A 24,328-nucleotide genomic window follows, 5' to 3' on the forward strand; every position below is an offset into this window, starting at 1 on the left:
TAAGGTGGCTTTACGCACGATCACATGGGCGGCAAGTGCCTGTGGTGAACGGGGGAATAAACCGCAACGCACGCAACGAAAAGCCTAAAGCCAGTACTGGCATTTCAGGGACGCAATGCGGATTTTCCTTGACAACGCCACCGTGATCCACGTTGCGCGCGTTGCGTGCATTGCGGTAGTCCACCTGTTGCGTTTCAGTGCCGCAGGCACGTCTTTGCGTTCTTCGTGCCCTCAGACTACCGGAGGCGGCTCCTTCTCTTTGCGTCCATTGCGCCCTTTGCGGTAAAAAGCAACTACGCACACTCCAACGTCAGCTCCGTGATCTCCGGCGGCATCCCCACGCGGCCCGGGAATCCGAGGAAACCGAAGCCGCGGTTCACATAAAGCTGAAGGCCTTGTTTCTTGTACAGGCCGGCCCACTCCTCGTAGATCCATTGCGCGGGGCTGTAGGTGTGCCCGGCGATGGTGATGCCGAACTGCGCGCCGTGGGTGTGGCCGGCCAGCATCAGGTCGATGCCCGTGGCCCTCACCTGCGCGTCCCAGTGCGTGGGGTCGTGGCTCATCAGCAGGCGGAACTGCGAGGGGTCCGTACCATCGACGGCCTTGGCGAGGTTGCCGTATTGCTGGAAGCGCGTGCCCCAGTTCTGCACACCGATCAAGGTGAAGCGCTCGCCGTCCCGCTCGATCGGGAGGTGCTCGTCCAGCAGCAGACGAAAGCCCATGGTGCGGTGGTGGGCCTTCAGTTGTTCCAGGTTCGCGGCCTTGGCGGCGGCGCTGGACCAGCTGGAATAGTCGCCGTAGTCGTGGTTGCCGAGGATGGAAAATTTCCCGATCGAAGCCTTGAGACCACTTAGTTTTTCGAGCCAAGGCTCGGCCTCTTCGGCGAAATTGTTCACCAGGTCGCCGGTGAAGAGGATGAGGTCCGGCCGTTGTTCATTGATCAGGTCGATGCCGTGCTGCACCACCTCGGTGTCCGTGCTGAAGCTGCCGAGGTGCATATCGCTGATCTGCACGATGCGCAAGCCGTCGAAGGCCTTGGGCAGGTTGCGTGCCTTCACCTTCACCTGGGCCACATTGAAGTTGCGCCAGCCGCGGGTAAGCCCGTACAGCACGCCCGCGAAGGGGATCGCGGCGAGCGCAAGCCCGATCTTGGAGAGGAAACGGATCCGGCCGCCGTCCCCGGTCCCGTCCCCAGCACCCGGAGCCAGTTTGGACCAAGCCAAGCGGCCCAGCTCCAGCACGTCCTCCAGCCCATGGAAGAGGATGATCACCAGCTTCGGCAACAGCAACAGCACGAAGATGCCGATCACGGAATAGAGGAAAGCGTGGTTGTGCGAAGAGCGTAGTTCCTGCATGCGGAACCCACCGAAAGCGATCACCGCCAGCATGCCGATGCTCACCGCCCAGTAGGAGATGCGCGCTACGCGCTGCACCGCCGCGCTCCACTGGCCGATAGCGGTATGGATGCCGCGCCAAGCGTACCAGTCGAGGAGGAAGAGGACGAGGAGGATGAGGAGGATGCGGGGGAGGGTGGACATGGGGGCGAAGGTCGGGAAGGGTGAGAGTGTTTACTCACAATTCGACCGCTTCTGATCATTTCGATACATTTAGCCGGAAAATGCGTGAATCTCAAACATCTCATTTTGGGCTGGTCCTGGCATTCGCAGGATTGCTTTGGGCAACAGTTGCTGATGGGCAAATTACTTGGCGGAAGACTTATGGTGGGTTCGGGATCGACGTCGGACATAGCATTAAACAGACTTTGGACGGTGGTTATTTGGCACTCGGGACCACGGGGAGTTTTGGATTAGGCTCCAGTGATTTCTATCTGGTTAAGTTAGATGCTGATGGAAACCGTGAATGGTCATCAACTTATGGAACTCCGAGTATTGAACAGGGTTGGAGTATTGCACAAGGAGTAAATGGGTATGCACTAGCGGGTTTTACCTCTGGAATCGGCGGTGGGTATGATGGGATGGTGGTCTTGATAGACGATCAAGGGGTGGAGCAATGGCGCCGAACGTACGGTTCAATTGATTGGGACTTTATCTATGCTGTCGCGGCATATTCAGATGGATATTATTTGGCCGGACAAACCTTCTCAGGCGCAGAAAATGGGGAGGAGTGGTTGATACGGGCGGATCTGAATGGAGATACAATATGGACTCGAACGTTTGGTACATCTTATGGTGATGTTGCACGTGATGTCAAAACAACGTCGGACGGGGGATGCATTGTTAGTGGGACAATTGGTACGGTAGACGGCACAACAGATGCGATCCTCACGAAATTTAGTTCATCTGGCGATGAAGAGTGGTATGCAGTCCTCGGAGGGTTGTCCAACGAGATTGGCTACGGTGTGACACCCACCAATGATGGTGGTTACGTCTTAGGAGGAACTACAGAGAGCTTCTCCCAGAACAAGGAAATGTTCCTTTCCAAGGTAGATGCGGACGGGACATTTCTTTGGTCTCAGCATATTGGGCAAATTGCGGATTGGGAAGGCCGACAAGTTGGCGAACGAGATGATGGAAGCTTAATGTTGGTCGGATATACTGAAGCCTATGGAGGTGGTGGAAAAGATGCGTACCTGCTTTTTACTGATTCAGCCGGAGACTTCCTTTTCGGAAGGACTTTTGGTGGAGAGAATAATGATGAAGGATGGGCCTTTGACCGGACTTTTGATGGAGGAGTGGTCGTTGTCGGCGGCAATAAAAGCTCAGGCCCTGGAATTGAAGGAATGTACGTCATCAAAAGCGATGATCAGGGTATGACCCCAGATCCCACGGATTACTCCTATTTCGACCCCCTCCCCGTCCTCGAACTGACCAAGCCGACAGGCGCAACGATTTCACCAACACTTATTTCCTCCGGCCAAGAGATGCATATCAAAACCCAAGGCCGTGGCACCGCACTGGCACGCATCAGTGACATGCGTGGCGCAACTCAAGTGCTGCTTCCCATAGAGACAGGCACAAGGACTTCCATTCGGATCCCCGACCTCGCACCAGGTCCATACCTCATTTCGGTCGAACAGAAGGGTCAAGCCCCCGTTGTGGCGAAATTCCTTGTGATGCAATAGGGAATCCCCATGTCCCTTGAAACCACCCTCGTCCCTTGGCTGCTCGGCCTCCATGCCACGGCTGGCGGTATCGCGCTGGTGGTGGCGCCCATGGCCATGGTGACGAACAAGGGCGGCAATTGGCACCGGCGTTGGGGCAAGACCTTTTTCTACGGCATGATCGTGGTCTGTGCTACGGCGATCATCCTGGGCATCCTGCATCCGAAGAAGTTCTGGCTGGCGCTGGTGGCGGTGTTCAGCTTTTATCTGGTCGCGTCGGGCTATCGTTCCCTCTACCTGAAGCAGTTGCACAAAGGCCTGCGACCGGCGCGGATCGACCTGACATTGCACGGGATCGCGGCCGTAGTGAACGGAGGATTGCTGATCTGGGGTTTGGCGCATCTCATCTTGGGAAGTATCAATTCGCAAGCGGTGCTGTTCACGGTGTTCGGCCTCATCGGCACGCTCATGGTGGTGAACGGTTTCATGAGATTTTATCGGAGGCGGCATGACAAGCGTGAATGGCTGTACGGTCACATGGCCGGCTTCCTCGGAGGTTACATCGCCACGGTGTCCGCGTTCAGTGTGGTGAACCTCACCATGGTCAAGCCGATATGGTTGGCATGGCTTTGGCCCACGATCATCGGCGTGCCCTTGATCTTCTTCTTGACCTGGCGGCTGAAACGGCGCTTCGCGAAAGGGGAGCGGCTGCGGAACTTCGCGGATGTGCGGATCAAGTGAAGAGCTTAACCGCAACGGCGCATCGATGCATCGAACCCGCCACGTAAGAATATTGGACAGTGCCGTCGGCCCTGACAACTGACAACTTTCAACGGACAACTAAAGGCCGATCTCCTCAGCGTTCTCCGCACCCCCTGCGGTTCATCCCCTCCAACGGTTTACTTTGCAGTACCCATGCACAAGTCCGTTTTTTCCGTCGACGTGGAGGAGTGGTTCCACATCCTTGACGTGCCTTCCACGCCCGCGTTGGCGGAATGGGGCGCGTTGGAATCACGGGTGGAGAAAAGCTTTCGTTCCATGCTGGAGGTTTTCGCCGAGAAGCAGGTGCGCACCACGCTCTTCTTTCTGGCGTGGGTGGTGGAGCGTTATCCGCACTTGGTGCGTGAGGCCGTGGCAGGCGGGCACGAGATCGCTTCACATGGATACGCGCATGAACTGGTGTACCGGCAGGACCGCACGACCTTCTCCGCCGATATCAGCAAAGCGAAGGACATCATCGAGCAGGCCGCGGGATCGGCCGTGCGGGGCTATCGTGCTCCGGGCTTTTCCGTGACCGAGGGAACGCCCTGGTTCTTCGACGCCGTTGCCGAGGCGGGGTACACCTACGATTCATCCGTCTTCCCCGGCGAACGCGGCCATGGCGGGCTACCGGGGGCGTTGGCCATTCCACATTTGGTGAACACGTCAGAAGGTGACCTGGTGGAATTCCCGATCTCGCTCTCCTCCATGTTCGGCAAGCCCATGTATTTCTTCGGGGGCGGCTACCTGCGTTTCTTCCCGTATCGGCTCATGCTGTCAAAGGCGAAGGCGGTGCTGAAGGAAGAGCGGCCGGTGGTTTTCTACCTCCATCCGCGCGAGGTGGACCCGGGGCATCCACGCTTGCCGATGAGCGCCAAGCGTAATTTCATGACCTACCACAATTTGCGCAGCACTATGCCGAAAATGCGGCGGCTCTTCGAGGATCTGCCCATGACCACCTTCGGGGATATCGTGGATGCCGGCACGGCCGCCTTCCCCCGCGCACCGCGATGAAGAAGGTGCTCTTCCTCTACACCGAAACGGCGCCCTACTTCATGGCGAGCGTGGAGCGGTTGGTGAAGGACCACGGCGTGGAGGCGCACATCGTGCGCTGGCCCGTGAACAAGGAAGCACCTTTCGAGATGAAGGTGGCCAATGGCATCACGGTGCATGAGCGGAGCGACTTTAACGACACTTCGCTGCGGCGCTTCGCGAACAACCTCGCCCCGGACATCATCCTCGCCAGCGGCTGGGTGGACAAGACCTACTTGCAGGTTTGCCGCGATGCCCGCAAGCGCGGCGTGCCCACGGTGATGTGCAGCGACACGGCATGGCGCGGCGGCTTGAAACAGTGGGCCGCGGTGGGTGCGGCGCGTCTTTGGCTTCACCGCACTTTCAGCCATGCGTGGGTAACGGGTGAGGCGCAGGCGATGTATGCGGAATACCTAGGCTTCAAGCGGGACCGCATCAAGCGCGGTTTCTACACCGCCGATCTGGACCGGTTCGCGTCGCTGGTGAAGCAGTTCGGGGTGAAGAAATCAGCGAAATTCCCCCATCGGTTTCTCTGTGTAGCACGCTACATCCCCAGCAAGGGCCATCAGTACATGGTGGAGGCCTTCGCGGAGCTGTGCGATGCGGACCAGGCCGGTGATTGGGAGCTGTGGTGCATCGGCACGGGAGAGCTGCATCCGTTGGCACACGAGCATCCGCGCATCAAGCACATCGGATTCGTGCAGGCGGACGAAGTGTGGAAGTACATGGAACAGAGCGGCGTCTTCATCTTGCCCAGCCTGTATGAGCCGTGGGGCGTGGTGGTGCATGAGCACGCGGCCGCCGGTTTCCCGCTGGTGTTGAGCGATGCCGTCGGCGCGCGCCACCGTTTTCTGAAGGAAGGCGGTAACGGCCATTGTTTCATCGCGGGCAATAAGGCCAGTTTGAAGAAGACCTTCCGCGAGGTGATCGCCACATCGGACGCGGAGCTGGTGGCCATGGGCCTTCGCAGCACTGAACTCGCCATGGACTGGGGCCCGAAAGAGTGGGCCGCGACGGTGATGGACCTGATCGGCGATCGCAATGGATAGGCCGAAGGTGCTCGTCTTTATCGACTGGTACCTGCCGGGCTACAAGGCCGGTGGGCCCGTGCGCAGCTTGGCCAACCTTGTGGATCATTTGCGTGGACGCGTCGACTTCCACATCGTGACGCGCAACACGGAATACACGGAAAGCACGCCCTATCCGGGCATTGAGCCGGACCGTTGGACCGCATTGCCCGGAGGCGAAAAGGTGTGGTACGCTTCGCAAGCAGGCACTTCACGTCAGGCATGGAAGCGGATCTTGAAAGAAGGCGGATGGGACGTGGTCTACCTCAACGGGCTGTACTCCTGGTGGTACAACATCCTGCCGCTCTGGCTTTCGCGGACGATGAAACTGCGGCGTGTAGTGGCGGTGCGCGGTATGCTGGCCAGTGGTGCGATGCAGCACGGAGCATTGAAAAAGCTGCTGTTCCTCTCGTTCGCGCGCATGGTGGACTTGTACAAAGGCGTGCTGTTTCAAGCTACGAACGAGGAGGAGGCGAAGGATGTCCGGATGCACATCCTGAAGCATGCCGAAGTGGCCGTCGTGCCGAACTTGTCCCGCCAAGTGGCCGCCGAACGGGTGCCGATCAGCAAGGAAGCCGGTGCGGTGAAATTGGTGAGCGTAGCGCGGATCGCGGTGGAGAAGAACACGCTGCTGGCGATCGAAAGCTTGCGGAACGTGAAGGGCAAGGTGCAGTTCGATCTATACGGTCCTATTTATGATCAAGCCTATTGGGCAAAGTGCCAAGAAGCCATTGCGGTCTTGCCCGCGCAAGTAAAAGTGGAGTGGAAGAACACGTTGCCGCCGGAAGAAGTACCGGGGATCTTGGCGGCGCACCATGCGCTCTTCATGCCTAGCGCCGGGGAGAACTTCGGGCACACCATGTTGGAGGCGCTTTCCGCCGGGCGGCCCTTGCTCATCAGCGACCGCACGCCATGGCGCAGGTTGGAAAGTGAGCAAGCAGGCTGGGACCTGCCGTTGGATCGGCCGGAGGGCTTCACCGAAGCCGTGGAGCGGCTTTGCGGGATGGATCAAGAAGCATATGATCGATGGTCGCTAGGTGCGTTCGAGCGCGGGGCGCGATATTTGGCCGATGTCACGCCGGTCGAGGCGAGCATCAAGTTGCTTTCACCATGACGGAAGTACGCCCCACTGTTGACCTAAGCCGCTTCGACAACTCGGATTTCCCCTTGGGTGCCGGGATCATCAAGCGTACGCTTTGGTACTTCGTGAACGCTTTGTTCTTCATCAGCCCGCTGTTCCCGTTCCGCTCGCCAAAACCGATGCTGTTGCGGCTTTTCGGGGCGAAAGTGGGCAAGGGCGTGGTGATCCATCCGGGCGTCAACATCAAGTTCCCGTGGAAGCTCAGCATCGGTGACCATGTATGGATCGGCCAGCGGGCATGGCTGGACAACATCGATCAACTCACCATCCACAGCAACGTGGTGATCAGCCAAGGGGCCATGCTGATCCTCGGTAGCCATGATTATAAGAAGGTGGATTACCCGACGCTGGCCGGCCCGGTGATACTGGAGGAAGGCAGTTGGGTAGGGGCCGGGGCCATGGTGTTGGGCGGCGTAACGATGAGGAGCCATGCGCTTTTGGCCGCAGGCAGCGTGACAGGCAGGTCGCTCAGGGCCTACACGATCTACCGGGGGAATCCCGCCATGCCGGTGCGTGACCGCGTCATGGCCGGTGAAGCTCCCCATGAGCCCGATATCGCCGCAGAAGAGGCCAAGCTGGGCAATGCCCCATCGGACGAGGCATGAAGGTCTCCGTGATCACCGTGTGCTACAATGCCGTTGCGCAGATCGATGAGACGATCCGCAGCGTGATGGTGCAGGACCATGTGGACATTGAGCACATCGTGATCGACGGAGGCAGCACCGATGGCACACAGGACAAGATCGAGCGCTATTCCGAGTGCATCGCACACTACGTCAGCGAGAAGGACGACGGCGTGTACGACGCCATGAACAAGGGCCTGCGGCTTGCTACCGGCGAAGTGGTGGCCTTCGTGAACGCGGGCGACATGATGGCCACGCGCAACACGGTGAGCTACATGGTGCGCGCCTTCGAGGAAGGCGACTTCGACGTGATCTATGGGGATGCCCTGATGGTGGACCCGGACGACATCACCCAAGTGAAGCGGTTTTGGAAAGGAGGGGAGTACGATCGCGAGAACTTCCGAAAGGGCTGGATGCCTCCGCACTTGGGCACCTACATCCGCAGGAGCGCCTACGACCGGTTCGGCCTGTTCAACACGGAGCTGGAGGTAAGCGCCGATTACGAATTGATGTTCCGCTTTCTGTACAAGCACCGGCTGCGGGCGCGCTACGTGCCGAAAGTGCTGGTGCGGTTCAGGCTCGGAGGCGTGAGCAACCGTTCACTCGCGCATATCTGGCGCGCCAATGTGGAGGTATACCGGGCGTGGAAATTGAACGGTGAGGCCGTTTCACCGCTCATCATTTTGCGGAAGCCTTTGGCCAAAGTGATGCAGATGATCCGGCGGGGCCCGGAACCGCAAGGATGATCGGGGTAGTCTGTTCCTTGTGATCCCGGCGGTTGATCCCACATGCCGGAAAGGCATCCGATGGCTTGGTCAAAGCCGATGCCCGCATGTTGTTCCGGGGAAATCCCACCTTCGGCCGGAACACTACATTTAGACCGGAACTTGCAAAGCCCGAATCACCCAACCCGATCCACCCAAAGATGAAACTTCGAACGTTGTCCTTCGCGCTGCTTGGCGCAGCACTGTCCTTCTCCGCCAACGCGCAGAAGAAGTACACCTACACATCCGTTCCGAACGACCCGATGCAGGTCCGCATCTATACCCTGGACAATGGGTTGAAGGTGTACTTGTCGCAGAACAAGGACGAGCCACGCATCCAGACCAACATCGTGGTACGCGCGGGCAGCAAATACGACCCGAGCACGGCAACCGGCCTCGCGCACTATTTGGAACATATGCTTTTCAAGGGCACAAACGAGATCGCCACGCTGGACTGGGCCACTGAGAGTGCCTACCTGGACCAGATCTCCGACCTGTATGAAAAGCGGCGTAACACCACCGATGAGGCGGAGCGGGCCATGATCTATGCCAAGATCGACAGCCTCAGTAACGTGGCCGCCAAGTATGCCGCGCCGAACGAGTACGATAAAATGATCAGTTCCATCGGGGCCAAGGGCACCAATGCGTACACCAGCACGGAGCAAACGGTCTACGTGAACGACATCCCCACCAATGCCCAAGAGAAATGGATGATGATCGAGTCCGTGCGCTTCCAGGACCTCGTGCTGCGGCTTTTCCATACCGAGCTGGAGACCGTGTTCGAGGAATTCAACCGCGGTCAGGACAACGACTACCGCAAGGTGAGCGAGGCGATGAACCGCGAGATGTATAAGAAGCACCCGTATGGAACACAGACCACCATCGGGACCGGCGAGGACCTGAAGAACCCCAGCATGGTGAAGATCCACCAGTATTTCGATACCTACTATGTGCCCAACAACATGGCTGTCGTCATGGCTGGCGACATCAACTACGACAGCACCATTGCCATGGTGGACAAGTACTTCGGCTCGTGGAAATCCAAGCCGGTGCCCGCTTTCACCTTCACACCTGAAGACCCCATTCTCAAAAGCGACACGCTAAGCGTCCGGGGGCCAATGGCCGCATCAGTGAGCATGGGCTGGCGTTTTGGCGGCACCAAGTCCAAGGACCCCATTATGCTCGACCTGATCTCGGGTATTATGAGCAATGGGCAGGCCGGCCTGATCGACCTGAACTTGAAGCAGCAACAGAAAGTACTGGACGCCTACGCCTATTCCGGCGAGCAGACCGACTATTCCGAGTTCAGCATGGGGGCGAACCCCAAGCAGGGGCAATCACTGGAAGAAGTGCGGGACCTGCTCTTGGGCGAACTGGACAAGCTGAAGAAAGGTGAGTTCGAGGACTGGCTCATTCCCGCTGTGATCAACGACAAACGCCAGCAACAGATCCGCTATTGGAACGAGCGCAACAACCTGCGCGCTGCTGCGCTCACCGATGCGTTCATCCTGGGCAAGGATTGGAAGGACGTGGTGGGCTACTTCGACCGCATGGCGAAGATCACCAGATCGGAAGTGGTCGCTTTCGCCAAGGCGAACTTCAACCATGACGATGTCACGGTCTTCAAGCGCACCGGCGAGGACAGCACCGTGTTCCATGTGGAGAAACCGAAGATCACCCCGCTGGACATCAACCGTGGCGAGCAGAGTGAATGGTTCAAGCGCTGGTCCAAGGTGCCCGAGGCACGCCTGCAACCGCAGTTCGTGGACTACAAGACCGCGATCACGCGGCGCACGCTGTCCAATGACATTCCGCTGGCCATCATCCCCAATACCAGCAACGACCTGTTCACGCTCACGCAGATCCTGGACCTCGGCGACTATGACGACCCGAAGTTGAAGATGGCCGTGAACTACCTGCCCTACCTCGGCACGGCGACCCTCAGCGCGGAAGACCTGCAGAAGGAGTTCTTCAAACTGGGCTTGCGGTTCAGCGTGGGTGCCGGGCAGGACCGCGTCTATGTGTCGCTCACCGGGCTGGAAGAGAACATGGCAAAAGGCCTGAAACTGCTGGAAAGCCTGCTCGCTGATCCAAAGCCGAACGAAGAGGCGTTGGGTGAACTGGTGAAGGACGAACTCCAGGAGCGCAGCGACAACGTGAAGGACAAGAACAACATCCTCTACCGCGGCATGCTGAACTATGCGCGCTATGGCGAGCGTTCACCGTTGCGTAACATCCTTGCGGCGGAACAGCTGAAGGCGGTGACACCGGCCGAGCTCATTGACCTCATCAAGGGCATCAGCACCCACCAGCACCGTTTCTTCTACTACGGCAAGAAAACGCCGGACGCAGTGGTCGCGTTGCTGAACGCGGAGCACAAGACCCCCGCCACATTGGCCACATGGCCGCAGCCCAAGCCGTACGTGGAATTGGCGACGGACAAGGACCAGGTGTACTACGTGGATTACGACATGGTGCAGACCGAGCTGATGCTGATGTCCAAAGGGGCGCAGTTCAATGCGGACAACATGCCCTACTCCAACCTGTTCAATGAATACTTCGGCTCCGGCCTGTCCAGCATCGTGTTCCAGGAGATCCGGGAGAGCAAGGCGCTCGCCTATTCCGCCTATGCGGCCTTTACCATGCCCGGCAAAAAGGAGGAAGCAAGCTACGTGCGCGCCTACGTGGGTACACAGGCGGACAAGCTGGGTGATGCCGAAACGGCATTGAGCGCCTTGATGAACGATATGCCCGCGGACGAGAAGATGTTCGCAGGAAGCCGCGAGGCCGCTTTGAAGAAGATCGAATCAAGCCGCACCACCAAGGAAGCGATCTATTGGAGCTGGGAATCCGCACAGCGCCGGGGCTTGGACGAGGATGTCAACAGGATCATCTACCCCAAGATCCAGCAGAGCGATCTGGCAGGCCTGAAGGCGTTCTTCGATGCCAACATCAAGGGTAAGCACTACACCTACATGGCCATCGGTAAGGACGGGGCCTTGGACATGGAGGCCCTCAAGAAGCTCGGCCCGGTCCGGAAGTTGACGATCAAGGAACTGTTCGGCTACGACGGGACGGAGGAGTAAGGAGGATCGATCTTGAACACGGAACGGCGGGCAGTGGGGTCCGCCGTTCCGTGTTCTCAGGGTTGCTGTCGATCCCTGTTGCGTTCCGCGTTGATCCCTTCAGGACCTCGGCGGTACCTGCCGCGTGGGCAGGATCCACTTGGGTGCCACATTGCGCCAGGCCAGGTCCGTAGCATAGCGGAACAGCCGTTCATTGCAATAGGCCATGAACACATTCGTCCATCCGTGCTGGCCCCATTTGTTGGGCACCGGCGCAAAGGCATCCGGATATTCCCCGCTGAATTCAGCTTGCTGCATCGGGGTCAGTTTCAACACCGTGCGACCTTCATCCAGCCACAGGGTCAAGTAGATCTTCTTCTTCACGCTGTAGCTGGGCCGGCCATGATGTTCCTTCTCGGCGGTGCCGGGCATGTCCAGGGCCATCTCACGGGCGGTCTCGAAGTCCATGCTGGGAAGTTAGTGCGTTGCCGCATGTCTCATCTGACCGTTGTTCACTTACCCTTTTCCTTCTCCTTGAAATACTTCCGGAAGAACCAGTTCCGTTGCAGTGCGCGCAGGTCCTCGTTGAGCAGCGTGGCACCGGTGTCCAGCCGGGTGAGGGTGCGTCGCAGGTTGTCGGCCATGGCCGTATCGGCCGTCAGGGCATGCACGAGCCCGTGGGGTGAGTTCAACTGTCGGCTGAAACGACCGAGCTCATTGCTGGCGGTTTGGATCGAGTCGCTGATGGAAGCAAGGTTGGCGACCACTTGGCGCACCTGGGCTTCTGCGGAAGTATCGCTCACCAGTGCGCCCAAGGCCCCCTTGCCCGAGCGCACATCATGGAGCATGGCCTGAAGGCTCGCGGTCGCACCCCGTGCGTGCTCCGAGGCGACCCGAAGCTCCGCCATGGCCCCGGCCAGGTCCTGCGCGAAGAGCGTGTCCACCAGCAGGTCCACCGCATTGCCCGGCGTGTTCAGCTTGGTGGCGAGGATGCGCACCTGCCCGGTGATCACTTCCAGGTCCCGGCCGCTCCGGCCTACCGAGTTCAGCAGTTCGTCCGTGTCCATCTCAACCCGCGTGGTGAGCACCGTGCCCTCCGTTACCGGGGAAGCGGCGGGGATGCCCGGCACCAAGTTCACCAACCGGTTGCCCATCAACCCGTCATTCCCCAAGGAGGCCACCGCACTGGTGCGGATGTTCCCGGCGTCAGCCGACCGGATCTTCAATTCTACCAGCACCGCCGTATCGTTGAGGATGGAGATGCGGTCCACCGTGCCCACGTTCACGCCCATGTAGCGCACATTGTTCCCGGGCCTCAGACCGCCCGCTTGGCGGAACACGGCCTGCACGCCCATGGTGCTGGAGAAGAGGTTCTTCTTGGCACCGATCAGGTAAAACGACACCATCACGAGAATGAGGCTGGCCAAAACGAAAAAGCCGAGCCGGAGCGGGTTCTTGTTCTTGTTGCTCATGACTACATGAAGATGAAGAATTTTTTCACGAGGGGGTCCTTGGATGCATGGAACTCATCGAACGTCCCTTCCAAGTAGTTGCGCCCCTCATGGAGCATTGCGATGCGGTTGGCGGCAAGACGGGCCACATGCATGTCATGCGAGATGATGATGCTGCTGGTGCCATAGGTCCGTTGCAGCTTCAGGATCAGCTCCACGATCTCCATCCCGGTGATCGGGTCCAGGCCGCTGGTCGGTTCGTCGTAGAGCACGATCTCCGGCTTCAGGATCAAGGTCCGCGCCAGAGCGATCCGGCGCTGCATGCCTCCGGAAAGCTCGGCAGGGTAGAGGCTCCGGGTATGCGCCAAGCCGACGGCCTCCAGCATTTCCGTCACCAGGCCCTCCACCTCGCCGGGCGTGGTGGCCATCCAGTGGCGGCGGAGGGGGAAGCGGAGGTTCTCCTCCACGGTCATCGAATCGTACAGGGCGCTGCTCTGGAAGAGAAAGCCGATCTTCACCCGCAGGTGGTCCAGCTCTTCCTGCCCCAAGGCCAGCACGTCCTGGCCGAGCACTTCGATGCTACCTCCTGTGGGCATCAGCAGGCGTACGATGCACTTGATCAATACGCTCTTGCCGCTGCCGCTCTTGCCCAGCACCATCACATTCTCGCCCCGGTACAGGTCCAGGTCAAAACCGCGCAACACCTTGTTGTCGCCGAAAGCGAGTTCGAGCCCGCGCAAGGACAGGACCTTCTCCGCCGATCTGCGGCTTGCTGGACGTTCATCCACCTGAGCCTGTTCCATCAGTTGAGCCCTAAGATGTCAGTGACCTGCACAGCGAGCAGGTCGATGATGAAGATCATCAACGAGGCCATCACAACCGCGCCATGTGCGCTTCGGCCCACGCCCTCCGTGCCTTTGGCCGTGGTGAAGCCTTTGTAACAGCCCACTGCGCCCACGATGAAGCCGAAGAAGAAACTCTTGATGAGGGATGGGAGGACATCCCCCAATTCCAGTGTGTCGAAAACCTGCCGGTAAAAGAGCTGCCAGCTCACGGGGTCCTTCATGTTCACACCTACCCAGGAGGCACCGATGGCGATGCCGTCGGCGAGGATCACCAGCAGGGGCAACATCAGGGTGGTGCTCCAGATCCGCGTCACGGCCAAGTAGCGGAAGGGGTTGGTGCCGCTCACCTCCATGGCGTCGATCTGTTCGGTCACCTTCATGCTGCCGAGCTCGGCGCCCATGCCGCTGCCGATCTTGCCCGCGCAGATCAACGCCGTGATCACGGGCACGATCTCGCGTACCACGCTTACCGCCACCATCGCCGGAAGCATGCTCTCCGCACCGAAGCGTGCCAAGGTCGGCCGGCTTTGCACGGTGAGCACCAGGCCCATGATGAACGCGGTGATCGCTACCAGCGCAAAGGAGCCGTTGCCGTTCAGCACGCATTGGCGGACGAACTCACGCCACTCGAAGCGCCGATGGAAGGCATTGCGGAAAAAGCGGCCCATGAAGGAGGAGATCCCGCTGACCTCCAACAAGAACGCCTTCATGGGGCTGTGCCCGGAGCCATTCATCGGTGCAAGATAATCCTACGGTGCCAGCCGATCTTGGAATGCCGGTCCATCCTCCCGCGACCGCGACGGCATGCTAGGAAGAGCTTCCACGGACACCGGTCACGGAAGCACCACGCGCTTGGCCTTCGTACCCATGGCCCCGGAAACCCGGACGATCAGCATGCGGCCTTGCAAGCCTCCGGTGTTCCAGGCCCATGCGGCCTTGCCGAAAGCGGTCATGCTGTGCGAGGCCAGCAACGCGCCGTCCACGGAGAACACGTCGAAGGTCACCTTTCCCGAAGCAGGAGCAAGGGCCATGAGCACGCGGTTCCCGGCGGGATCGGCCATGACTGAATAGGTCTCCGTTGATGTAAGTTCAGTTATGGCGGTGGTGGCGCAATCCAAGGTGTCGCCGACGTTCGTAGCGCCGGGGGTCGAGCACATCAGCACGAAGTCCGTGTTGTTGTCGCCGAAGTCCACACCGTCAGGAAAGCGGCCGATGCTTCTATTCTCGCTCACATTGTCATCGGCCGCGGTGGTGCCGTCCCCTTCCGCATAGCCCGCCAAGGTGCCTTCATAGCTAAGGCGGTCCACGAAAGAGCTGTCGCTGCGGAGGATCAATGCGATGGCATCGGTGGCGCCGTTCTGGATGGCGTTCGTGGCCGGTGTAAGCTGGTCATCGCAACCTGCGGTCGGGTCGCCGCACAAGGTGAAATAGGCACCGGGCGCGAGCATCGGCCAAGAATCGGAGAAGTAGGACTTGTAGACCACGCCACTGCCGCTGCTGCCGTTCACCATCAAAATGGCAATGGTGGACAGGTCGACGGCATCTGCCCCGGTGTTCTTCAGTTCGAGGTACTCTGCGGCATCACTTCCCAATTGGTCGTAATCCACCTCGTTGATCACCAGTTGGCTGAAGGTGGGAAGACTGATCGATGCAGCGAGGAGAAGAAAGGTGTAGCGTTGGGCCATGGTGCGAGGTTCTGTGGTGCGTTGATCTGAGCGGAAAGATACCCTGCACAACAGGGTTCATGCAAACATTCAACGCATTTTCACATTTTGGGATGAACCGGTTTCCGGATACCGAAACCCCATTGCACCGCCTAAACCAACCGGAAGGCGTCCCCGTCGAACAATCCGAGGTCGCTCATCTTCAGGTGCGGGATCACCAGCAGCGCCATGAAGCTCAACGTCATGTAAGGCGCACCGAGCATGGAACCCAGCACCTTCGCCTGCGCGTCGATCTTCGAATAGGCCTGGGCCACCTCGTAGGCGTCGGCATCGGTCATGATCCCGGCCACCGGCAACGGTAGGATGTTCTTGGTATCGCCGTCCGCCAAGCTCACCCCGCCGCGCGCTTCGATCACCAAGTTGATGGCCTTGCAGAGGTCGTCATCGTTGGTGCCCACGGCCACGATGTTGTGGCTGTCATGCGCCACGCTGCCCGCGATGGCCCCTCGCTTCAGCCCGAAGTTCTTGATCCAGCCGATCGCGGGCTTCGTGTCCTTGTAGCGGTTCACCACGGCGATCTTCAACAGGTCGCGTGAAGGATCCGCCATGAATTGATCGTTCTCCACCTTGCCCGGCATCAGCTCTTTCCCCGTGATCAATTGCCCGTCCAGCGCCGTGATCACCAGTAGCTCGTCGTTGGTCGCCGGCACGGCAAAATCCTGTGGCGTTTTGGTCGTGCAATGAAATCGGTTCGGCCGTTCCTCCTTTACCGAGGGGATCAGACTCTTGCCATTTTCCGCCACCAGCACACCATCGAGGTAGGTGCAGCGCACGCGGAAGTTCACGAGATCCTCCACCACGATCAGGTCCGCCGGGTCGCCTTCGCACAGCCTACCGATGGGCAGCTTGTAGTGCTCCACCGGGTTCACGCAGGCTGCCTGCAGCACGTTGTAGATGTCGATGCCTTTGGCCACGGCCCGCACGCAAAGCACATTGATGTGGTTCTCCACCAAGCTGTCCGGATGCTTGTCGTCGCTGCAGAACATCATCTCATCAGGATGATCGCGCAACAGGTCGATCAGCGCCTCGAAGTTCTTCGCGGCACTGCCCTCGCGGATCAGGATCTTCATGCCGTGTTTCAGCTTGTCCTGCGCCTCTTCCGAGGTGAAGCACTCATGGTCGGTGCTGATACCTGCGGCGATGTAGCGCCGGGCATCCTCACCGCGCAGGCCGGGTGCATGGCCGTCCACGGGCTTCCCGAGGCGGTGCGCATGCGCGATCTTTTTCATCACCTCCGCATCGCCGTGCAGCACGCCGGGGAAGTTCATCATCTCGCTGAGGTAAAGCACCTCCGGCTTCTCCAACAACGCGCCTACTTGTGCGGCATCGATAGCGTCACCGGCGGTCTCGAACACGGTGGCGGGCACGCAGCTCGGCGCACCGAAGTAGAAATGGAACGGCGTTTTCTTGCCGTTGGCGATCATGAACTCCACGCCCTCCACGCCCAGCACATTGCCGATCTCGTGCGGGTCGCTCACCGTGGCCACCGTACCGTGCGTCACCGCCAAGCGTGCGAATTCGCTCGGGATCAGCATGCTGCTTTCCACATGCACGTGCGCATCCACAAAGCCCGGCAGGATGAAGCCCTGCACGGGTTCGCTCAATTCCGAGATGCGGGCGATCCGCCCGTCCTCGATCACCACCTCCGCTGCGTACATGCGGCGGGCAGGAATGTCGACGAGGTTACCCTTGATGGATGTTTTGGTCATCGGGTGCAAAGTAAAGATGCGGAAGGGTTAACGTCTTTGCGCCAAAGGCGCGGACCTCGCTCGCCACGCGCTGCAAGCGCGGGCGGGCAGCGCGGGCAGCGCGGGCAGCCGGACCAAGCGAGGTAGGCGCTTGTAGCGCCAAGAGTCAGATCATCTCAATATCCACAAGCCCTTTCTCCTCGGTGTAATAATCACGTGCCGAGCTGAAGCGATAATGTTCCGGCAGGTCCACCAATCCGTTCCGGACCGGGTTGTTATGGATGTAGTCGATCTTTTGTTGGAGGAAATCCATGGAGAAGATGTCCATGGCGTGGCTTCCGTCCTGCCAGAGCTTGTAATTATCGGTACGCTTTGTCTTACGTGCGGTGAACGCCATCCGGTCTAACAGCCACTCACGGCGGCTTTCAGGTCCGGTCTCAATGCTCTTCCGCACTGCATTGGAAGTATGCCGTTTGAAGTCGCGGATCAGGTCGCCCATCTTCTTTCCTTCTTCCGCATAGGCCACCATATGAATGTGATTGCTCATCACCACCCAAGCATACACGATCAGTCCTTTGTTGCGGATGCAGTAGTTCAAGCTGTCCACCAGTAATTGACGATGCGCCAAGCGTGTGAAGACATCCATCCAGTCGACCACGGTGAACGTGAGGAAATACAGGTCGTTCGGATGGCGAATGGCATAGCGATCACCCATGAGGTGAAGATAGGTCGTTTCGTTGCGCCACAGGCGCGCACCTCGCACGCCTCGCGCTACAAGCCCGGGCGGGCAGCGTCACGAACGCCGGTCCGCGCTTGCAGCGCGGACCAAGCGAGGTCGGCGCTTTCAGCGCCATCTGCATTATAGTTCAACGAACTCCCGCTCAGACCTGGTCCAGATCCGAGATCCACTTCTTCTCCGGACCAGGTTCATACGCTTCCATCTTAGCCAACAGGCCGTCCACCGCGCTGTCGATCATGATCAGGTCGCGGTTCCGCTGCTTCAGCAAACCCTTGCTCACCATGTGATCGAGCTGGGCCATCAGCGGATCATAGAAGCCGTTCACGTTCAAGACGCCGATGGGCTTTTGATGGAGGCCGAGCTGCGCCCAGGTCACCACCTCGAAGAGTTCCTCCAGTGTGCCGAAGCCTCCGGGCATGGCAATGAACGCATCGCCCAGCTCGAACATCTTGGTCTTCCGCTCGTGCATGTTCTCCACGATGAGGAGCTGCGTCAACCCCTCATGCGCCACCTCCTTGATCGACAGGAAGCGGGGAAGGATGCCGATGACCTCACTGCCCTGTGCCAGTGCGGCATCGGCAATACAGCCCATGAGGCCGACCTTTGCTCCGCCATAGATCAGCCGCGCTCCTCGCGATGCGATCGTGGCACCCAATGCCTTGGCGGAAACGAGGAATTCGGGATCATGGCCTGCACTGGAACCGCAGAATACAACGATGCTCTTCATCATTCTGGGGGAAAAGTACGGATGCGGGATCGTTGTGGACGTGGCGTTGCAAGCGCGAACGGGAGTAGATCCTATTTCTTGCGACCAACGAAATGCTCCATTGTCTTATAGATCCCCAACACGCTACCAGTGAACCAGTCAAAAACAGCGATGGGCAGTATTGCTTGGAAGAACCGGGTGACCCTGTAGATATAGCCAGGGATCGTCACCATCGTTTTATTCCGCTCTATGGCTTTTACGATCGTAAGCGCTGCGGCCTCGGGTTCGAGGATCGGGATCCTCGACCGCACGCCCTCGAACATGCCCGTATGGATGTAATACGGCATGATGGTAGTGACATGCACGTCCTTCTTCATCTGCTTCATTTCCAATCGCAAGCTGTCCGACCAGCCGATCACAGCCCATTTGCTGGCGGCGTACACCGACATCTTCGGATTTGAGATCAGCCCTCCGGAGGATGCGATATTACAGATGTGCCCAGCGTTTTGAGCGAGCATGCCATCCAGGAACGCCTTCGCGACATACATGGATCCAGCCACGTTGATGTTCAGGGTATGCGCAATGTCTGCGGCTGTGTGTTCGTGGAAGAACTTGCCGACGATGATCCCAGCGCTGTTGATCACCACGTCAACCACACCTGTCTCCTGCTTCACTCTTTGGGCGGTTTCTTGTACTTGCTCAACATTGGACACATCGACTTTGAAGCCAAAGACCTCGCCTTGGTTAGAAAATTCGGATATGGTTTTATCAATGCTGGCTTGGTCAATATCCCAGATGACCACCTTGGCTTGGCGCTCCAGCATGAGGCGGGCCATGATCTTGCCGATGCCGGAGGCTCCACCGGTGATCATGACGACTTTTCCGCTTAGGTCCTTCATGTAGGGGTAAGGGTGCTAACGGATCAAAGCTATGGCGTGTTACTTGGCCATGCAGTGGCTTTGGTTCAGAGCCGGTGTTAGTGGTAGTTGTTTTTATGGAATGCTTATCCGCGCATGCAACTAACATCGCATGGCAGGTGCGATCAACGTACGATACGGATCGTCTGGTGGCGGTCTTGAGCCTTTAGTTCCAATAGATATCCACCCGGTGCCAGGTCCTGCACTTCGCTTGTCATTTGCAGGTTACCTGCCGGCTGACGAGCCGAGAATATTTTCTTGACCAGACGGCCGCTGATATCCAACAGGTTCAACTCCAAGTGACCGGCAACAGGGTTGTTCATTGTGATCTGGAGATGAGCTCCATCTGAAAGGAACGTTGCTGATAGCTGCTGCTGATCACCGGTCTGATCACGGATCCCCGTCGCGCCGTCCGCGACCAACAGTACGCGGAAAACACGCGCAGCGGCGGAACTCTGCGTACCCGTATTGATGAAGAAGATGTTCGCCGCGCTGCTTTCTATGCCACCTACGATATGGCCGGCCAATACCGTGTCGCTTTGCAATTGGTCCAGGTCGATAATATCATTGAAAAGCCGCGGGACCGAGGGCTCGAGGATGAACTCAGCGCCTGCTCCGAGCAATGCGGGCATGTTCCCGATCGCCGTCTCGGTCATGGTCCCGTTGCCTCTTCGTTCCACACGGCTGATCGTATTCACAAAGGGGACGTTGATGTCGTCCAGCAGCTGGTTGTTGGCATCGAAAAAGAAACGCCCGATACCGCCGAAGAACACCGTGTTCATGCTGTTCAGCGAAGTGGAATGGGCGGCCATGTGCGCAGTGTGGTACTGGTTCAGCAATTGCTCGAAGACCGGTACGACCGTGTAGCTATTGGCCGTAATGTCCACGGTGTTCAGCCAAGGGATGTCGCTGGCATATTGGAACACCCCGCTGAACGCCGTTAAGCCTTGCGTGCCATCGGGAAAGATCTGCGATGCCATGTTGAGGTCACGCCGATGCAGGTTCGCGGTATCGATCGTTTCGGTGAAGTTCACCAAACTCAATGTTGTGCCATCATCGTCGATCTCGAAACGACGGATGGCATTGGTATATTCCTGAACGAAGCCCGGGCCGAAGTCAGGTCCCATCGGATTATATCGACCCATGAACCGTTGGCCACCGACCAGATGGAATATGTCGTTCAACACGCCAACGTAGCCGCCCGTTACGGCCAGGCGCGTGTCGGAAAGCTGGCGGAAGTGGGGGACCATGGACGAGTTGTTCTTGATCGCCGAGATCGTTCCTGCAACATCCACGGCGGTCAACTTACCATGTGTGATGTGGTCGTTCGCCGTTGCGGAAAACCCGTATCCGCCGATGATGTAAAGCGTGTTCCCGCGTTGTTCGAACTCCATGTTGGTACATTGGAGCTGCTCGAAAATGGCTGTGGGCAAGGTCGATAAGGGTGCGCTCCAGATCTCCTGGTTTGACGGGTTCACCACATAGACCGTTGTGTTGTTGAAGGTTGCCTGAAAGGCCGCGAAAGGTTGACGTTGATGCAAACCTTCAGTGCGGCCACCGATCAAAAGCCACTCGCCATTGTGCTGGCCCCATGCGAAGGAATGTAGCCCTGGCATGTCGGGAATAGCGACTTCCTGAAGAACGACGTGACGATCGCCGATGTCTTGTGCACTCGCGCCAAGTACGAGGAAGAATGACAGGAAAAAAGTGGAAGCGCGCATGAGGACCAAGTTGTTTGCGCCAAGGTCCGTCGTTCTTCGATCCCGCTCTGTGACAATGGTCACATGGTTCTTGGATCGCCTGCATGCGACCACCGCGCTTCGCGCACCGTGCACCTCATGCTTCCACCTTCCGCAAGCGCACCACCCCCACCTTATTCAACACCCAGATCACCGGCCAAGTGGGATCGAACTCCCACCAGTGCGTGCCGAAGTTGGCGCGGGCGGCGTGGGTGTGGTGGTTGTTGTGCAGCCCTTCGCCCATCATGATCACATCCAGCGGCATCAGGTTCTTGCTGGTGTTGTCGGTGGGGTAGTTCACGTAGCCGTAGCGGTGCGCATACCAGTTGATGATCATGCCGTGCAACGGGCCCATCACGAACTGCAAGGGGAGGAGCAACCACTGCCACCACGCCGTAGCGAAGGCGAAGTAGAACGCGGTATACAGCAGTCCCCAAGCGATGCGCGAGATCCAGCTTTCGCCGATGCGCTCCATCGTCTTCCAGTGCGGCAGGTCGCGGGTGAAGCGGGCTTCGGGATGTTCCGTGCCATAGAGCAGGCCGTTGTAGTGGCCTGCGGTCTTCAGCATCATCTTGAAGGGATTCTCGTCGTACTTCGGTGAGTGCGGGTCCTGTTCGGTATCGGCGTAGGCGTGGTGTGCGCGGTGCATCATGCCGTACACGGCGGGGTTGAGGTAGCTGCTGCCCTGCGCGATCCAAGTCAGGACATGGAACGCCTTCTCCCAGAAGGGGCTCATGGTGAACATGCGGTGCGCCGAGTAGCGGTGCAGGTAGAACGTCTGCACAAAAAGCGAGAGGTACCAGTGGGCAACAAAGAAGAGGACGATGATCATTTTGGGGATACAAAGGTACCGTGCCGTATGGAACGCAGATGACGCTGAAAGGGCTGATCACCGCTGAGAATGCGCTTGAAGTGGTGGGGAAAGGGGACCGATCACCGATCACTAACCACCGACCACTACCTCCAATTTGAGCCGTGAGCCGTGAGCCTCAAGCTTCAAGCCGCAAGCTCTGCACCCACAGGCTTGTGGCTTGAAGCTTATGGCTTTACAGTGTGCGTAGGCAGTACCTATTACTCAGTACCCAATACCCTGTACAAGAAACGTCATCCCCGATAACCCCTCTGTGCTCTCTGTGCCGCTGTGGTGAACGAAGCTCTCACACTCACGTCGCGAACATCTCCCGCACCCGCTCGAAGAAGCCCTTGTCCTTTCCGGTGGGGTGTGGCTGCATGCCGGGGCTGTCGCGCAGTTTTTCCAGGGCCTTCTTCTCGTCCTTGTTCAGGTCGGAGGGTGTCCACACCATCACGTGTACGAAGAGGTCGCCGTGGCCGTGGCGGTTGATGCTGGGCAGGCCTTTGTTCTTCAGGCGCAGGATGTGGTTGCACTGGGTGCCCGGTTCGATCTTCATCTTGGCCTTTCCGCTCACAAGCGGCACCTCAATGCTCGTGCCCAAGGCCGCATCGATCATGGTGATGAAGGCCTCGTAGTGCAGGTTGTTGCCGTCGCGTTTCAGCTCGGGATGGTCCTCTTCCTCGATCACCACCAAGAGGTCGCCGGGGATGCCGCCTGCCGGGGCTTCATTGCCCATGCCGCTTAGGTTGAGCTGCATGCCTTCCTCCACGCCGGCCGGGATCTTTACGTTCACCACGTTCTCCTCGCGGATCAATCCGTTGGCATCGCTGCCCGGGGCACGTTTGCTGATGGTCTGGCCCATGCCGCCGCAGGTGGGGCAGGCGGTCACGGTCTGCATTTGGCCCAGGAAAGTGCTTTGGACGCGGTGTACCTGCCCTTGGCCTTTACAGGTGGAACACGTGGCATACTCGGTGCCTTTCGGACGCACGAGTTTCTGCAACTTCAGCTGCTTCTCCACACCGTCGTTGATCTCGGCCAAAGTCAGCTTCATGCGCACGCGCAGGTTGCTGCCCTTCACAGTACGGCGTTGTTGGCCCCCCCCGAACCCGCCGAACCCGCCGCCGCCACTGAAGCCACCGCCGAAGATGTCGCCGAACTGGGAGAAGATGTCGTCCATGTTCATCCCGCCGCCTTGGAAGCCCCCACCTCCCATGCCGGCACCTGTATGACCGAAGCGGTCGAAACGGGCTTTCTTCTCGGGGTCGCTCAGGGTCTCGTACGCACCGGCAGCCTCCTTGAAGCGGTCTTCGGCGGTGTGGTCGCCGGGGTTTTTGTCCGGATGGTGCTTGATGGCCAGCTTGCGGTAGGCCTTCTTGATCTCGTCCGCGCCGGCGTTGCGGCCAACGCCCAGCACTTCGTACGGGTCCTTTTTGCTCATTGGTGGTCGTTATCGGGGCCTGTATGGGCGGTGCATGCATCGCCCATACAAGCCCCTACGCCAAGGTGGTTGTAGGGGCGCGACACGTCACGCACCTACAACCACCTTGGCGTGGCGCAATACTTTGTCGTTCAGGGTGTAACCGCTTTCCACCTCCTCCAGCACCTTGCCCTTCATCTTGCTGTCCGGGGAAGGCACTTGGCTGATGGCCTCGTGCAATTCCGGGTCGAAGGGCTGCCCCTTGGCTTGCATCGGCTTCAGGCCATGGGCCAATAGGATGTTGGCGAACTTTTGGCGGATCAGCTCGAAGCCCTGTTTCACCGCATTGATGTCGTTGACCTCGGTGTTGTGGGCAATGGCGCGTTCCATGTCGTCCAGCACGGGCAGGATGCTCATGATGGTATCGGCACCGGCGCTCATCAAGAGGTCCATGCGCTCCTTGGCGGTCCGCTTGCGGAAGTTGTCGAACTCGGCGTGCAGGCGCACAAATTTGTCATGCAGGGCATCGTGTTCCGTGCGCAGGGCGTCGAGTTCCGCCCGTAGGGTTTCACTCTCGTAGCTCTCGCCGGTGCCATCATCGCCCATGGCGCGTTCGGCGGCGGCCTCACTGGCTTTGCTCAATTGGCTCGCAGCGTGCTCTTGGGCATCGCTTTCACGGGTGCGCTCCTCGGGGCCGACTTCTGGTCGTTCCGACATGGTTTTCTTGGATTTGCGGA

Annotated in this window: 22 protein-coding genes; 8 read left to right on the top strand and 14 right to left on the bottom strand. The window is 58.9% G+C overall.

Going from position 1 to position 24,328, the window contains the following annotated elements; genetic code table 11:
- Positions 1-293 precede the first annotated feature (293 nt).
- Entirely contained in the window at positions 294-1,538 is a 1,245-nt protein-coding gene (locus tag IPP95_14470; GenBank protein ID QQS72355.1) for a metallophosphoesterase, read from the bottom strand.
- An 80-nt stretch (positions 1,539-1,618) separates the two neighbouring features.
- On the opposite strand from IPP95_14470, the gene IPP95_14475 reads away from it, so the two are divergent.
- The 8 genes from IPP95_14475 to IPP95_14510 all read left to right on the top strand — a co-directional run bounded on the left by IPP95_14475 (position 1,619) and on the right by IPP95_14510 (position 11,533).
- Complete coding sequence (locus IPP95_14475) at positions 1,619-3,082, top strand: hypothetical protein (protein ID QQS72356.1); 1,464 nt, start codon at positions 1,619-1,621, stop codon at positions 3,080-3,082.
- A gap of 9 nt (positions 3,083-3,091) precedes the next feature.
- Positions 3,092-3,802: a hypothetical protein gene (locus IPP95_14480; protein QQS72357.1), complete on the top strand. Its 711-nt coding sequence runs from the start codon at positions 3,092-3,094 to the stop codon at positions 3,800-3,802.
- 174 nt (positions 3,803-3,976) lie between these two features.
- Positions 3,977-4,834: a polysaccharide deacetylase family protein gene (locus IPP95_14485; protein ID QQS72358.1), complete on the top strand. Its 858-nt coding sequence runs from the start codon at positions 3,977-3,979 to the stop codon at positions 4,832-4,834.
- The gene (locus tag IPP95_14490; GenBank protein QQS72359.1) at positions 4,831-5,901 is read left to right on the top strand and encodes a glycosyltransferase family 4 protein; all 1,071 of its coding nucleotides are present in this window, start codon (positions 4,831-4,833) and stop codon (positions 5,899-5,901) included. The genes IPP95_14485 and IPP95_14490 overlap by 4 nt, the downstream gene beginning before the upstream one ends.
- Positions 5,894-7,033: a glycosyltransferase family 4 protein gene (locus IPP95_14495; protein ID QQS72360.1), complete on the top strand. Its 1,140-nt coding sequence runs from the start codon at positions 5,894-5,896 to the stop codon at positions 7,031-7,033. Before IPP95_14490 ends, IPP95_14495 begins: the two co-directional genes overlap by 8 nt.
- A complete protein-coding gene (wcaF, locus tag IPP95_14500; GenBank protein QQS72361.1) occupies positions 7,030-7,665 on the top strand; it encodes a colanic acid biosynthesis acetyltransferase WcaF in 636 nt (211 codons plus the stop codon). The genes IPP95_14495 and wcaF overlap by 4 nt, the downstream gene beginning before the upstream one ends.
- A complete protein-coding gene (locus IPP95_14505) occupies positions 7,662-8,429 on the top strand; it encodes a glycosyltransferase (GenBank protein QQS72362.1) in 768 nt (255 codons plus the stop codon). Before wcaF ends, IPP95_14505 begins: the two co-directional genes overlap by 4 nt.
- A gap of 179 nt (positions 8,430-8,608) precedes the next feature.
- Positions 8,609-11,533, top strand: coding sequence for an insulinase family protein (locus tag IPP95_14510; protein QQS72363.1), 2,925 nt, complete (start codon positions 8,609-8,611; stop codon positions 11,531-11,533).
- 99 nt (positions 11,534-11,632) lie between these two features.
- On the opposite strand, the gene IPP95_14515 is transcribed toward IPP95_14510, so the two are convergent.
- From IPP95_14515 to IPP95_14575, 13 genes are all read right to left on the bottom strand, one after another.
- Positions 11,633-11,980 (bottom strand): MmcQ/YjbR family DNA-binding protein, encoded by a 348-nt coding sequence (locus IPP95_14515; protein QQS72364.1) that lies wholly within the window; start codon positions 11,978-11,980, stop codon positions 11,633-11,635.
- A gap of 44 nt (positions 11,981-12,024) precedes the next feature.
- Positions 12,025-12,984 carry an MCE family protein gene (locus IPP95_14520; protein ID QQS72365.1) on the bottom strand — a complete coding sequence of 320 codons (960 nt, stop codon included), beginning with the start codon at positions 12,982-12,984 and terminating at the stop codon, positions 12,025-12,027.
- Between the two features lie 2 nt (positions 12,985-12,986).
- The gene (locus IPP95_14525) at positions 12,987-13,766 is read right to left on the bottom strand and encodes an ATP-binding cassette domain-containing protein (protein ID QQS72366.1); all 780 of its coding nucleotides are present in this window, start codon (positions 13,764-13,766) and stop codon (positions 12,987-12,989) included.
- Complete coding sequence (locus IPP95_14530; GenBank protein ID QQS74284.1) at positions 13,766-14,518, bottom strand: ABC transporter permease; 753 nt, start codon at positions 14,516-14,518, stop codon at positions 13,766-13,768. The genes IPP95_14525 and IPP95_14530 overlap by 1 nt, the downstream gene beginning before the upstream one ends.
- A 123-nt stretch (positions 14,519-14,641) precedes the next feature.
- Positions 14,642-15,493: a lamin tail domain-containing protein gene (locus IPP95_14535; protein QQS72367.1), complete on the bottom strand. Its 852-nt coding sequence runs from the start codon at positions 15,491-15,493 to the stop codon at positions 14,642-14,644.
- Between the two features lie 131 nt (positions 15,494-15,624).
- Entirely contained in the window at positions 15,625-17,241 is a 1,617-nt protein-coding gene (ade, locus tag IPP95_14540; GenBank protein ID QQS72368.1) for an adenine deaminase, read from the bottom strand.
- A gap of 145 nt (positions 17,242-17,386) precedes the next feature.
- Positions 17,387-17,935: a transposase gene (locus IPP95_14545; protein QQS72369.1), complete on the bottom strand. Its 549-nt coding sequence runs from the start codon at positions 17,933-17,935 to the stop codon at positions 17,387-17,389.
- 166 nt (positions 17,936-18,101) lie between these two features.
- Positions 18,102-18,686, bottom strand: a complete 585-nt coding sequence (locus IPP95_14550) for a TIGR00730 family Rossman fold protein (GenBank protein ID QQS74285.1) — start codon at positions 18,684-18,686, stop codon at positions 18,102-18,104.
- Positions 18,687-18,757: 71 nt separating this feature from the next.
- Positions 18,758-19,564 carry an SDR family oxidoreductase gene (locus IPP95_14555; GenBank protein QQS72370.1) on the bottom strand — a complete coding sequence of 269 codons (807 nt, stop codon included), beginning with the start codon at positions 19,562-19,564 and terminating at the stop codon, positions 18,758-18,760.
- 143 nt (positions 19,565-19,707) lie between these two features.
- Entirely contained in the window at positions 19,708-21,303 is a 1,596-nt protein-coding gene (locus IPP95_14560) for a T9SS type A sorting domain-containing protein (GenBank protein ID QQS72371.1), read from the bottom strand.
- Positions 21,304-21,418: 115 nt separating this feature from the next.
- Positions 21,419-22,153, bottom strand: a complete 735-nt coding sequence (locus IPP95_14565; protein QQS72372.1) for an acyl-CoA desaturase — start codon at positions 22,151-22,153, stop codon at positions 21,419-21,421.
- A 331-nt stretch (positions 22,154-22,484) separates the two neighbouring features.
- The gene (gene dnaJ, locus IPP95_14570; GenBank protein QQS72373.1) at positions 22,485-23,612 is read right to left on the bottom strand and encodes a molecular chaperone DnaJ; all 1,128 of its coding nucleotides are present in this window, start codon (positions 23,610-23,612) and stop codon (positions 22,485-22,487) included.
- Positions 23,613-23,699: 87 nt separating this feature from the next.
- Positions 23,700-24,308 carry a nucleotide exchange factor GrpE gene (locus tag IPP95_14575; GenBank protein ID QQS72374.1) on the bottom strand — a complete coding sequence of 203 codons (609 nt, stop codon included), beginning with the start codon at positions 24,306-24,308 and terminating at the stop codon, positions 23,700-23,702.
- Between the last annotated feature and the right edge of the window lie 20 nt (positions 24,309-24,328).

The sequence above is a fragment of the Flavobacteriales bacterium genome (assembly GCA_016700415.1).
Classification (GTDB): Bacteria; Bacteroidota; Bacteroidia; order Flavobacteriales_F; family PHOS-HE28; genus PHOS-HE28.